Genomic DNA, 13,037 nt, shown 5'->3' on the forward strand with positions numbered 1-13,037 from the left:
AAAAAAATTAAAAAAAGTATGCAGATTTCGTTTCAGAAAATAAAAATTTTGTTTGCCGTTCTACTATTGAGCCTGCCGGTGCAGGCCCAGCAGCTGGCTTTTCCCTCAGCCGAAGGGTTTGGCCGTTATGCCACAGGTGGTAGAGGCGGAATAGTTTACACTGTAAATAACTTAAATGATGATGGTGAAGGCAGCCTTAGAAAGGGCATTTTAAAGGATGGACCCCGTACCATAGTTTTTGCTGTTTCAGGAACTATAGAGCTGGAGAGGCCGTTGGATATTAATAAAGGAGACCTCACTATTGCAGGACAAACCGCCCCTGGTGATGGAATAACTATCAAAGGCTATCCTTTGGCTGTAAAAGATGATAATGTTATCATTCGTTACATGCGCTTTAGGATGGGAGATGTCAAAGAAGTTGCCGATGATTCCTTTAAAGGAAGAGGTGTCAAAAATGTCATTTTAGACCATTGTTCCGTCAGCTGGGCAACAGATGAAAATGCTTCCTTCTATCAAAATAAGGATTTGACCATGCAGTGGTGCATTATTTCTGAAGCACTAAATAGTTCTGTACATTCCAAAGGAGATCACGGTTACGGCGGAATCTGGGGAGGTGAAAATGTTTCCTTCCACCACAATCTTATTGCCAGCAACTACAGTAGAAATCCGCGCTTCAGCGGATCAAAGACTACAGAGAATCTTGAAGGTGAATTCGTTGACTTCAGAAATAATGTGATCTACAATTGGGCAGACAATAGCATTTACGGAGGTGAAAATGGCCGTTATAATATCGTCAACAATTATTTCAAGCCGGGTCCCGCAACAGAAGATCCTGAAAGAATTGTTGAACCCTACGCTCCTTACGGAAAGTTCTATGTCCATGGAAATGTTGTTGAAGGCTCAAAACAGGTGACAGAAAACAATTGGAACGGCGGAGTGGAGGGGGATGATCCTGAAGCAGCACGTGTTCATGAACCTTTTGACTTCAACAGTAATGTCGACACTCAGAACGCTCGTACTGCCATGGATTTGGTAATGAAGAAGGCCGGTGCAAGTTTAAAAAGAGACGCGGTAGATATTAGAGTGATCAATGAAACCAGAAGCGGGAAAGCCACTTACGGCAACGGAATTATAGATTCCCAGGAGCAGGTGGGAAGTTGGCCAAAGCTGAAAAGCGGAACTGCACCAGAAGATACCGATAAAGATGGTATGCCCGATGCCTGGGAAAAAGCAAAAGGTTTAGATCCTACTGAATTTAACGCTAATGGCCACCAGCTTGACGATGGTTATACCAACCTGGAGGTTTATTTAAATGATCTCGTTGATGAGGATTCAGAAACTGCAGCGGTTGTAGCCCCAATTTATGATTATGTAGTGGCTGCCGATGGATCGGGAGATTTTGAGACGGTACTGGAAGCTATCGATGCAGTGCCCGATTTCAGAAAAAAGAGAACAAGGATCTTTATCAAATCCGGGACTTATAAAGAGAAACTGGTGCTTCCAGCTTCCAAAACCCATGTAACTTTTATTGGTGAAGACAAAGATTCCACCATTCTTACCTACGATGATTTTGCACAAAAACTGAATTCTTTTGGAGAAGAGATAGGTACTACCGGTTCTACTTCTTTCTATATTTTTGGAGATGGGTTCCACGCTACCAATCTTACTTTTGAAAACAGTGCAGGTCCTATTGGACAGGCTGTCGCAGTACGAGTGGATGGAGATAAGGTCATTTTTGACAACTGCAGGTTTCTTGGGTATCAGGACACGCTTTATCCGCACGGTAGGAACAGCAGGCAATATTATCGCAACTGCTACATAGAGGGAACTACAGATTTCATTTTTGGATGGTCTACAGCCGTGTTTGAAGATTGCGAGATTTTCTCAAAAGAAGGTGGGCATTATATAACTGCGGCATCTACTGAAGAAGGTGCAGAATTTGGTTTCGTTTTCCTTGACTGTACCCTAACGGGAGATGCGCCCAAAGAAAGCGTTTACCTGGGAAGACCTTGGAGACCCTTTGCACAGACCGTTTTTATTAACACAAGTATGGGCGATCATATAAAAAAAGAAGGATGGCATAACTGGAATAAACCTCATGCTGAAGGAACTGTATGTTATGCTGAATTCGAAAATGCAGGACCGGGATGGGCACCATCAGAACGAGTTGACTGGGCTATTTTGCTTACTCCCCAGGCAGCCAAAAAATATACTGTAAAAGAAATTCTTGGAGGATCAGACAACTGGGATCCTTCAGAAATTAAGAACCTCTAAATAGAATAAAATGATGAATACTTTAAAATCGGGAATCTACTTATTTTCTTTGTTCATGGTTCTTGGAGCCTGCAAAGGGACCGAAGAAAATACACTTGCCACCACATCGACTCTTGAAGACGAAGAGCAAAAATACTCTACCTGGATGGCCAATTCAGAAATTAAAAGAAACCCCAAAGGATGGACCCTGGACTTTAATGAAAAACCTAAATGGGAATATACCCACGGGCTCATCATGACTTCCATGGAGAAACTGCATGATGCTACAGGGGAAGAAAGATATCTTGACTACATCAAGAACTTTGCAGAATTCATGATCAATGAAGATGGGGAAATTAAAACCTATAAGCAGTCCGATTATAATATTGACCGCGTACAGGGAGGAAGATTCCTTATTGGTTTATATGAAGAAACCGGGGAAGAAAGGTATCGCAAAGCAGTTGAGATTCTAAGGGAGCAGATGAGAGAACATCCAAGGACTTCGGAAGGTGGTTTTTGGCATAAGAAAATTTATCCTTCTCAAATCTGGTTGGACGGGTTATATATGGGTTCTCCATTTCTCGCCCGTTATGCCGAAACCTTTGATGAACCGGAACTTTTCGATGACGTGACTAACCAGTTTGCATTGGTAAACAAATACCATTATAGCGAAGAATCTGGTCTTTTCCATCACGCCTGGGATGAAAGTAGAGAGCAGCGTTGGGCAGATCCTGAAACCGGACTTTCTTCAAATTACTGGGGAAGAAGTATTGGTTGGTTTGCTATGGCCGTTGTGGACGTTTTGGATTTCCTTCCGCAAGGTCACCCCGATAGAGAAAATATTGTAGACATAGCGCAAAAACTGGCCGAAGGAATTGTGAGGTATCAGGATGAGACCGGGGTTTGGTATCAGGTGATGGATCAGGGAGAGCGGGAAGGAAATTATCTGGAGGCTTCAGCGTCCAGTATGTTCGCATATTTCCTCCTTAAAGGAGTAGATGAAGGTTATCTTGATCCTAAATACAGAGAAGCCGGAATCGAAGCTTATGAAGGAATTCTCGACCAGTTTATTGAAGAAAATGAGGATGGAACCATTAGTCTTACAGATGTAAATGGAGTTGCAGGCTTGGGAGGAGATCCTTACCGCGACGGCTCCTATGAATATTACATTAATGAAATTATACGAGATAACGATCCTAAGGGAGTGGGGCCATTTATTCTTGCTTCCCTGGAATATGAAGAACTTGAATAATAAATAATAGAATCAGTCAATATGAAGCTTACATCAAAATACTTAGTTTTTTCATTTATTCTCGCAGTTATAGTAGGCTGTAAGGAAAACAAAGAAAACGAGGAGAATCTTATTGCAGAAGATATCGCTGTCGAACAGCAGACTTACGCTGAACTTTCCGTAAAAACCGGAGGACAATGGGAAGGCCGGGAATACGTCGGCGGCACCTTTGAAAATGTACAGGAGTTAACTTTACCCGAAGACCATACAGATCATTCATACTACATTAGGTATGAAGGCCCGGGTTGGGAAAATCCACAAGTGGGATACCGCCTGTACCTTGACTGGAGAAATGCAATAGATGTTTTCGGAAAGAAAACAGACACAATGGTCTTGCCACAAGTGGGCCAGGACGGTTTCGATTCTTACCACGAGGAAGCTCCCTGGGGTATGGATATTCTGAAAGCAGGAAAATCTCTCGGAATTGGGAGCTACGGAAGATTTATGAACGATACTGTGGCACATTTCAGGAGCGTTGGCAACACCCGCGCACAGGTTTCTAATTCTGAAGCTTCTTCTCAAGTGGAAATTGAATATTCAGATTGGGCAACGGGTTCAGACACCGTAGATCTCACTACAACCCTTACAATTTTCCCTGAAGGTAGATTTACAAAAGCGACTTTAGATCTATCTGAACCTCTGGAAGGTTTAACAACGGGGATCGTAAAATTTGAAAATATCGATCTGCTTCAGAAGGAAAGTGATGGAGGAGACTGGGCGTACATCGCAACCTATGGAAACCAAACTCTGGTAAACGATCAGGATAAACTTGGGATGGCACTTTTTTATAAGACAAATGAGGTTAAAGAAGTTAAAGAAGGTCCGCATGACCACCTCGTTATCTTTAACGAAACAGCAGAGCCTGTAACATATTACTTCCTTGCAGCCTGGGAACAGGAGCCGAGTGGGATCACTACGCAAGAAGCATTTATGACCGAACTTGATGAGCACCTGAATACCCTACAGAACGCAGGAAAACTGGAATAGCATGAAGAAATTGAGAATAATATCAGCAGTATTGATTTTTTCTCTTTTTGGAGGATCTACAGCCACTGCTCAGGAAAATGAAAATTTTACGTCTGAGGTTTGGGTGTCAGATCAGGGGGATAGTACTTATAAAAATCCGATTCTCCATGCAGATTATTCAGATCCCGATGTGGTGCGGGTGGGAGATGATTTTTATATGACTTCCTCTTCCTTTAATGCTGCACCGGCTTTGCCAATCTTACATTCTAAAGATTTAGTGAACTGGAAGCTGATTGGCCATGCTTTGGAACGTCAGGTACCAGATGAGCATTTCAGCACTCCGCAACATGGGAATGGCGTTTGGGCTCCGGCTTTTCGTTATCACGAAGGTGAATACTACATCTACTGGGGAGACCCGGATTTTGGAATTTACATGGTAAAAACAAAAGACCCTGCGGGGGAATGGGAGAAACCCGTCCTGGTTGAAGCAGGAAAAGGACTAATTGATCCTGCACCACTATGGGATGAAGACGGGAAAGCTTATTTATCTCATGCCTTTGCAGGAAGCCGTGCAGGAATCAAGAGCATTCTGGTGGTGAAGTCCATGAACTGGGAAGGCACTAAAACCACAGGAGCCGGAAAGATCGTTTTTGACGGTCATGAAGATCATCCAACAGTTGAAGGAACCAAGTTCTACAAAAAGGACGGTTACTACTACATTTTTGCTCCGGCTGGAGGTGTTTCCACCGGTTGGCAGCTCATTTTGCGCTCTAAGAATCCATATGGCCCTTATGAAGAGCACGTTTCTTTAGCACAAGGCGATACCGATATTAATGGCCCTCACAAGGGAGCATGGATTGAGCTTGAAAACGGCGAAGACTGGTTTCTTCATTTTCAGGATAAAGACGCTTATGGTCGAATAGTTCACATGCAGCCTATGACCTGGAAGGATGGCTGGCCCACGATGGGAGAAGATAAAGACGGAGATGGCACCGGGGAGCCGGTTATGTCTTACCGTAAACCAAATGTGGGGAAAACCTATCCTATTGTCACTCCAAAAGATTCAGATGAATTTGAAGGCAATGACATAGGTCTTCAATGGCAGTGGCAGGCAAACCCGAAAGCTACCTGGGCGTTCGCCAATCCTTCAAAAGGACAGTTGCGTTTGTATACTCAGCTTTTGCCTGAAGGTGCGTCAAATCTCTGGGATGCTCCAAGCCTGTTGTTGCAGAAATTTCCTGCAGAAGAATTTACAACCACTACAAAACTGACTTTTAATCCTAATGAAGATCTGGAGAATGAAAAAGCCGGACTTATAGTAATGGGAAGATCGTATGCCTATGTTGCTTTGGAAAGCAGAAAGGACGGAATTTATGTTGTTTTTGCTGAAGCAGAAAATGCAGATGAAGGAAATCCGGAGCAAAAGAAACGGCTGAAAAAGCTTTCCGGCAACGAAGTTTATTTCAGAGTGGAAGTGGATAAAGGAGCCAGAACTACTTTCAGCTTTAGTGAAAACGGAAAGAACTTTTCAAAAGTAGATGAAGATTTTACGGCAAAAGAAGGGAAGTGGGTTGGTGCCAAAGTGGGATTATTTGCTACCAAAGAAAAAAAGATCAACGATTCCGGTTATGCCGATTTTGATTGGTTCAGGTTTTCCAAAAAGTAATTAAAGAAAAAGTGATGAAAAAACACATATTTAGAGCCTTAGCTGCAGTTTTGCTCCTGATTTTTGGAACACACTCAGCGGAGGCGCAGGTAAGTCTTCAGGAGATGTATGAGGGGCTGGAATTCGACATGCCCCGGGTTAAGGAAACTTTTTTTCCCGATTATTCCAGGCCTATAACCGATTTCGGTGCGCAGGATGGAGGCATCGTTAAAAATACTGAAGCCTTTAAAATGGCAATTTCAGAAGTAAATTCTAAGGGAGGAGGACGAGTGGTTATTCCCCGCGGAATCTGGTTAACAGGTCCCATAGAACTTAAGAGTAATATTAATCTTCATCTCGAAGACGGAGCACTTCTATTATTCAGCAGGGATTTTGACGATTATTTCCTCATCAGCACAAGCTTTGAAGGGCTTAATACAATGAGAAATATTTCTCCCATTTATGCCAACAATGTGGAGAACATCGCCATCACCGGGAAAGGAACTATTGACGGAAACGGAGATGCGTGGAGACCTGTCAAAAAGGGCAAAATGACGGCTAAGCAATGGAAGACCCTTATAAATTCCGGCGGAGTCCTTTCTGAAGATGAAAAAATGTGGTTTCCTTCAGAAAAATCTAAGCTTGGTTACGACCTCTCTACAGACCAGAATGTTCCCGATCTGGAGGGAATAGAGGCACATCAAAAAGTAAAAGATTATCTAAGACCGGTAATGGTAAGTATTGTGAACAGTAAACAAATACTTCTTGACGGTCCTACATTTCAGAATTCACCTGCCTGGAACATTCATCCGCTCATGAGCGAAGATGTCATCATAAGGAATTTAAATGTTCGCAATCCTTGGTATTCCCAAAATGGAGACGGTCTGGACGTGGAATCCTGTAAAAATGTGCTTATCTATAATAACACATTTGACGTGGGCGATGACGCCATTTGCATTAAATCGGGCAAGAATAAGGACGGCAGAGACAGAGGCATACCAACAGAGAATGTGGTGATCAAGAATAACATAGTATACCACGGCCATGGAGGTTTTGTAGTAGGTAGTGAAATGTCCGGCGGAGTAAAAAATGTGCATGTTTCCAACTGTACCTTTATGGGTACTGATATTGGCTTAAGATTTAAAAGTACCCGCGGAAGAGGCGGAGTTGTTGAGAATATCTACATTTCTGATATTGATATGATCAACATTCCTGCTGAAGCTATAAGATTTAATCTTTTCTATGGCGGAAAATCCCCTATTCTGGATGACGACGAGGAGGCAAAGGAAGAAGTCCGTGATGAAACTCCTATGCCGGTAACCGAAGAGACACCCTCCTTCAGGGATATTTTTATGAAAAATATCAGAGTTGTAGATTCTCAAAAAGCTGCATTTTTTATGGGATTGCCCGAAATGAATGTGAAAAACATAAGGCTTGAAAATTCTGTTCTTGAAGCAGAAGAAGGAATTACTGTTATAGATGTAGAGGGGCTTGAATTGATCAACGTGAAAGTGATAACTACCGGAGATGATGCGGCACTCACGCTGTATAACACGAAAAATGTAAATGTAAAGGATCTTTCTTTTGTTGAAAATGGCCCAACGCCTGTACGCATTCTGGGAAAGCTAACTAGTAATGTGAAGTTAGAAAAAGACGATTTTACAGCTGTAGACACGCAGATTCAGAAGGCTAAGGAGCTTCCGGAAAATGCACTAATTCTCAATTAAAAACTATGAGTTTCAAATCCTATCTCTTCTTGATACTTTTTCTTCCGCTTGTGTGGTTTCAGCAGGAAGAACCTACCACAGTGTACCTTATAGGCGACTCCACCATGGCCGACTATAGTGGCGACTATGACAAGGACAAAGATTATATGAAGACCCGCTATCCCTTAATGGGCTGGGGGCAGGTGTTTCAGGAAAACATGAGCAAAGAACGGCTACAGCCTTTGTCGCACATAATAAAATCAGATTCAGTAATAGTTGACGATCGCGCACGGGGCGGTAGAAGTACGCGAACATTTTTTGAAGAAGGAAGATGGTCTTCTGTGTATAAAAATCTACAAAAAGGGGATTTGGTGCTAATGCAATTTGGTCATAATGACGCGGCTGAAAACAAACCTGAACGCTTTGTTACTGTTGAAGGCTACAAGGAATACCTGCGGCTTTATGTCAATCAAACCTGCCAAAAAGAGGCTGTTCCCGTTATTCTTACTCCGGTGAGCCGGAATTATCCATGGGAAGATGGGAAATTAGGAAATGTGCATGGGGAATACTACACTGCCGCTGTAGAAGTAGCAAAGGAGCTGGATGTTCACCTCGTAGACCTTACACAGAGATCTATGGATCACTTTACTGAAAAGGGTAAAGATTATGTAACCGAAAACTATTTTATGAATTTCGGGCCCGGAATTTATGAGGCTTATCCTGATGGCAGCAGCGATAACACCCATTTTCAACCTGAAGGTGCTAGGGCAGTAGCCCAATTGGTTTACGAGGGTTTATTGGACCTAAAAGATTAAAAAAAGATTTCCCAAAAATGACATTTTTGGGACGTAATATTTAACTTGTTTGTGGGATTTTAACGCGGAAGAAAACCTTTTGGCTAAAAAAATTTTATATTTGTGTAATCGATTGCACAAATGAAAATCCTGCAAAGGATGGAGCTGAAATTAAATCTTCAGTTCCTGAAGTGAAAATAAAGTTGAACAGCAAAAAATATACATCAAATGACTAATTCAGAATTGCGTTATGCGCATCATCCAAATGACGTTAAACAATATACAACCCAGGAACTAAGGGAGCACTTCCTTATTCCGGATCTCTTCAAAAATGATGAAATCAACCTTACATATTCCATGTATGACAGATTCATTGTTGGAGGGGCTTTTCCTGTTAATAAAGACCTGAAACTTGAAACCATCGATGATCTTAAAGCTGAAAACTTTTTAGACCGCAGGGAATTGGGGGTGATCAACGTTGGAGGAACAGGTGTGGTTGAAGTTGACGGCAAAGAATATCAATTAGCTTATAAAGAAGCTCTTTACGTAGGAAAGGGCACCAAAAATGTCATTTTTAAGAAATCAGGCGGTGACCAGCCGATTTTTTATCTGAATTCTGCTCCCGCACATAAAGAATACCCGACCAAAAAAGTTGGAAAAGAAGATGCTGAAGTAGTACATCTTGGAGATGAGAAGTACGCCAACAAAAGGATCCTGAACAAGCTTATTGTAAACAGCATTGTGGAGACTTGTCAATTGCAGATGGGAATGACCGAGCTTGTTGAAGGTAACGTTTGGAATACAATGCCTCCACATACACATGAGCGCCGTATGGAAGCCTATTTTTACTTCAATCTCGAAGAAGGGCAAACCATCAGCCACTTTATGGGGCAACCCGATGAAACATGGCATATTTTTATGAAAAATCATCAGGCTGTATTATCTCCTGAATGGTCGATTCACGCCGGAGCGGGGACTTCCAATTACACTTTTATCTGGGGAATGGCAGGGGAAAACCTGGATTATGGAGATATGGACAAAGTTGATCCCGATAACCTGAAGTAATATGAAATTATTTGATCTAACCGGAAAAACAGCATTGGTTACTGGTTGTAGCCGTGGTATTGGCTTTGCAATGGCTCAGGGTCTTGCAGAAGCAGGAGCAGATATAATAGGAGTTTCTACCAGCCTGAAGTCAGAAGATTCAGAAATAGGAAAAGCAGTAAAGGCTGCAGGAAAGAAATTTTCAGCTTATCAATGTGACTTTTCAGATAGAAAAAGCCTCTATGCTTTTATTGAAAAAGTGAAATCTGAAAATCCAGCCATAGACATTCTGGTAAATAATGCCGGAACCATCATGAGGAAACCTGCCGCCGAGCATCCCGATGAATATTGGGATAAGGTTATTGAGGTGAATCAAAATTCTCAGTTCATTTTAACCCGCGAGATCGGGAAGGAAATGATCAAGAGAGGAAGTGGGAAAATTATTTTTACAGCCTCCCTTCTCACTTTCCAGGGTGGAATTACGGTTCCTGGCTATGCGGCCTCAAAAGGTGCCATAGGACAGCTGGTAAAAGCTTTTGCCAATGAGTGGGCATCTAAAGGAGTTCAAATAAATGCCATTGCTCCGGGATATATTGCTACAGATAATACTGCAGCATTAAGGGATGACGAAGATAGAAGTGCTTCAATTTTAAGCAGGATTCCCGCAAATAGATGGGGACAACCCGAAGATTTTAAAGGACCAGTAATTTTCCTGGCATCAAAAGCCAGCGATTACATGAATGGTTCTGTAGTACTGGTTGATGGCGGTTGGATGGGGCGCTAACACCACCAAAATTTGAATAAATATTAGAGAATGAAATCCAATAAATTTATTTCCGAAGACTTTTTGCTTTACAGTAGTCAGGCGAAAGATCTATATGACAATTACGCTAAAGAGCAGCCAATAATAGATTATCACAATCACCTTTCTCCGAAAGAAATTGCGGAAGACAGGAGGTTTGACAATATTACCCAGGTTTGGATTGCAGGAGACCATTACAAGTGGAGGGCAATGCGTACCATGGGTGTAGATGAAAAATATATTACAGGTGATGCATCCGATAAGGAGAAGTTTATGGCCTGGGCAAAGACAGTTCCTCATACTTTGAGAAATCCGCTTTACCACTGGACGCATCTTGAGCTTAAGAGATACTTCGGAATTGATGAGCTTCTGAATGAAGAGTCAGCCGAAAGGATTTATAATGCGGTTAATGAAAAACTTCAGCAACCTGAATATTCCTGTCGCGGACTCCTGAAGAAAATGGGAGTGGAGACACTTTGTACTACCGAAGATCCTCTGGATACTTTGGAGTTTCACAGGCAATTGGCAAATAATGATTCCGGAATAAAAGTTAGTACAGCTTTCCGTCCGGATAAGGCCGTTCTTATAGATTCTCCTTCTTTCAATTCATACGTTGATCAACTTGGAAAAGTTGCCGAAACTTCAATAGGATCATATAAGGATCTGCAAAATGTTTTGAAAAAGAGAATAGAATTTTTCCACGAGAATGGCTGCAGGTTGTGTGACCACGGATTAAATGCTATTTCTTTTGAAGAATTTACAGATTCTGAAATTGAATCAATTTTTTCAAAAAGGAGAAAAGGTGAAGAATTATCTGAATTAGAGGCAGATAAATTCAAGACTTCCATTCTTACTTTTCTCAGTGAAACTTACCATGAACTCGGTTGGGTACAGCAGTTTCATTTAGGAGCATTAAGGAACAACAATAAACGGATGTTAGATGAATTGGGCCCCGATACAGGTTGGGATTCAATAGGAGATTATTCGCAAGCCGAAAAAATATCTCAGTACCTCAATCACCTTGATGGAAAGGACAAGCTCACCAAAACGATTTTATATAACCTCAACCCGGCCGACAACGCTGTTTTTGCCAGCATGATTGGTAATTTCAACGATGGCAGCATAAAAGGAAAAGTGCAGTTTGGCTCCGGCTGGTGGTTCCTTGATCAAAAACAGGGAATTATCGACCAACTCGATGCGCTTTCAAATATGGGACTGGTAAGCGTTTTTATTGGGATGTTGACAGATTCAAGAAGTTTCCTTTCATTTCCGAGGCACGAGTATTTCCGCAGAGTTTTGTGTAACTTGTTCGGGGAAGAAATGGAAAAAGGAGAATTACCTCAGGATATGGAACTTGTGGGGCAAACTATTGCCAATATAAGTTATAAGAACGCAAAGGAATATTTTAATTTTTAAAGCAGCTTTGCCGCGTTCTTCATCACGGGATACAAAGCTGAAATATTGATTTATAAAATTTAGATTTATGAAAAAAGTAGTGACTTTTGGAGAAATAATGTTACGCCTGGCCCCACCGGAACACCTTCGGTTTTCCCAGGCATCAAGTTTTGATGTAGTATACGGAGGGGGTGAATCCAACGTGGCAGTATCTCTTGCCAATTATGGAGTGCCGGTAGATTTCGTTACCCGTTTGCCTAAAAATGATATTGGGGAATGTGCTCTTATGGAAATGCGCAAAAGGAACGTTGGAGTTGATAAAATTGTTTTTGGTGGAGACCGTCTTGGAATTTACTTTTTAGAGACCGGTGCAGTTAGCCGTGGAAGTAAAGTAGTTTATGACCGGGCGCACTCGGCTATTTCTGAAATTAAAAAAGGAATGATAGACTGGGATGACGTTTTTGACGGTGCAGAATGGTTCCATTGGACAGGAATTACTCCGGCTATTTCCCAGGGAGCAGCCGATGCCTGCCTTGAAGCTGTAAAAGCTGCAAGTGCAAAAGGTATTACGATCTCAACCGATCTTAACTATCGTGCAAAGTTGTGGAAATATGGAGTAGAACCGGAAGCTATTATGACCGAGCTTACTTCTTATTGTGATATTATTCTCGGAAACGAAGAAGATGCCGAAAAGCACTTCGGAATTAAGCCTGAAGGATTGGATATTACTACCCAGGGGCAACATGTAAAAGCTGAAGCTTTCCTTTCTGTTTGTCAGCAGATGATGGAGAAATTTCCAAATGCTAAAAAGGTAATTACCACATTAAGAGGATCACTTTCTGCTTCTCATAACACCTGGGCGGGAGTTCTTTATGATGGGAAGACTATGCTAAAATCCCCGGAATATGATATCACGCACATCGTGGACAGAGTAGGAGGAGGAGATTCCTTTATGGCCGGATTGATTTACGGGCTTCTAGAATATCCTGAAGATGATCAAAACGCTTTGAATTTTGCAGTAGCTGCATCAGCATTGAAGCACACCATCAAAGGTGACGCGAATCTGGTGACGATAGATGAGGTTAAAAAATTAATGGGTGGTGACGCCTCTGGTCGTGTGGCCCGATAAATATTATAAGGT

General features: G+C 42.0%; 10 protein-coding genes. All 10 read left to right on the forward strand.

Annotated features, from left to right (window positions below; genetic code table 11):
- Positions 1–18 precede the first annotated feature (18 nt).
- The 10 genes from H148_RS17515 to H148_RS0108405 all read left to right on the forward strand — a co-directional run bounded on the left by H148_RS17515 (position 19) and on the right by H148_RS0108405 (position 13,025).
- The gene (locus H148_RS17515) at positions 19–2,274 is read left to right on the forward strand and encodes a pectinesterase family protein (protein WP_037324863.1); all 2,256 of its coding nucleotides are present in this window, start codon (positions 19–21) and stop codon (positions 2,272–2,274) included.
- Between the two features lie 10 nt (positions 2,275–2,284).
- On the forward strand, positions 2,285–3,505 hold the full coding sequence (locus H148_RS0108365) for a glycoside hydrolase family 88/105 protein (protein WP_211222983.1): 1,221 nt from the start codon (positions 2,285–2,287) through the stop codon (positions 3,503–3,505).
- Between the two features lie 21 nt (positions 3,506–3,526).
- Positions 3,527–4,531 (forward strand): DUF4861 family protein, encoded by a 1,005-nt coding sequence (locus H148_RS0108370; protein WP_029034403.1) that lies wholly within the window; start codon positions 3,527–3,529, stop codon positions 4,529–4,531.
- 1 nt (position 4,532) lies between these two features.
- Positions 4,533–6,176, forward strand: a complete 1,644-nt coding sequence (locus tag H148_RS0108375) for a glycoside hydrolase family 43 protein (protein WP_029034404.1) — start codon at positions 4,533–4,535, stop codon at positions 6,174–6,176.
- A gap of 14 nt (positions 6,177–6,190) precedes the next feature.
- Complete coding sequence (locus H148_RS0108380; protein WP_029034405.1) at positions 6,191–7,882, forward strand: glycoside hydrolase family 28 protein; 1,692 nt, start codon at positions 6,191–6,193, stop codon at positions 7,880–7,882.
- Between the two features lie 5 nt (positions 7,883–7,887).
- Positions 7,888–8,676, forward strand: coding sequence for a rhamnogalacturonan acetylesterase (locus tag H148_RS0108385; protein WP_029034406.1), 789 nt, complete (start codon positions 7,888–7,890; stop codon positions 8,674–8,676).
- A gap of 207 nt (positions 8,677–8,883) precedes the next feature.
- Positions 8,884–9,720 (forward strand): 5-dehydro-4-deoxy-D-glucuronate isomerase, encoded by an 837-nt coding sequence (kduI, locus tag H148_RS0108390; protein ID WP_029034407.1) that lies wholly within the window; start codon positions 8,884–8,886, stop codon positions 9,718–9,720.
- Between the two features lies 1 nt (position 9,721).
- Positions 9,722–10,483 (forward strand): SDR family NAD(P)-dependent oxidoreductase, encoded by a 762-nt coding sequence (locus H148_RS0108395; RefSeq protein WP_029034408.1) that lies wholly within the window; start codon positions 9,722–9,724, stop codon positions 10,481–10,483.
- Positions 10,484–10,513: 30 nt separating this feature from the next.
- On the forward strand, positions 10,514–11,917 hold the full coding sequence (gene uxaC / locus H148_RS0108400) for a glucuronate isomerase (protein ID WP_029034409.1): 1,404 nt from the start codon (positions 10,514–10,516) through the stop codon (positions 11,915–11,917).
- Between the two features lie 67 nt (positions 11,918–11,984).
- On the forward strand, positions 11,985–13,025 hold the full coding sequence (locus H148_RS0108405) for a sugar kinase (protein ID WP_029034410.1): 1,041 nt from the start codon (positions 11,985–11,987) through the stop codon (positions 13,023–13,025).
- The last annotated feature ends 12 nt before the right edge of the window (positions 13,026–13,037 follow it).

This window comes from Salinimicrobium terrae DSM 17865, from assembly GCF_000424665.1.
Lineage (GTDB): Bacteria > Bacteroidota > Bacteroidia > Flavobacteriales > Flavobacteriaceae > Salinimicrobium > Salinimicrobium terrae.

Excerpts from the sequence above, each read along its gene's own strand:
- H148_RS17515 (WP_037324863.1), top strand. The coding sequence starts at position 19 with ATGCAGATTTCGTTTCAGAAAATAAAAATTTTGTTTGCCGTTCTACTA.
- H148_RS0108365 (WP_211222983.1), top strand. The coding sequence starts at position 2,285 with ATGATGAATACTTTAAAATCGGGAATCTACTTATTTTCTTTGTTCATG.
- H148_RS0108370 (WP_029034403.1), top strand. The coding sequence starts at position 3,527 with ATGAAGCTTACATCAAAATACTTAGTTTTTTCATTTATTCTCGCAGTT.
- H148_RS0108375 (WP_029034404.1), top strand. The coding sequence starts at position 4,533 with ATGAAGAAATTGAGAATAATATCAGCAGTATTGATTTTTTCTCTTTTT.
- H148_RS0108380 (WP_029034405.1), top strand. The coding sequence starts at position 6,191 with ATGAAAAAACACATATTTAGAGCCTTAGCTGCAGTTTTGCTCCTGATT.
- H148_RS0108385 (WP_029034406.1), top strand. The coding sequence starts at position 7,888 with ATGAGTTTCAAATCCTATCTCTTCTTGATACTTTTTCTTCCGCTTGTG.
- kduI (WP_029034407.1), top strand. The coding sequence starts at position 8,884 with ATGACTAATTCAGAATTGCGTTATGCGCATCATCCAAATGACGTTAAA.
- H148_RS0108395 (WP_029034408.1), top strand. The coding sequence starts at position 9,722 with ATGAAATTATTTGATCTAACCGGAAAAACAGCATTGGTTACTGGTTGT.
- uxaC (WP_029034409.1), top strand. The coding sequence starts at position 10,514 with ATGAAATCCAATAAATTTATTTCCGAAGACTTTTTGCTTTACAGTAGT.
- H148_RS0108405 (WP_029034410.1), top strand. The coding sequence starts at position 11,985 with ATGAAAAAAGTAGTGACTTTTGGAGAAATAATGTTACGCCTGGCCCCA.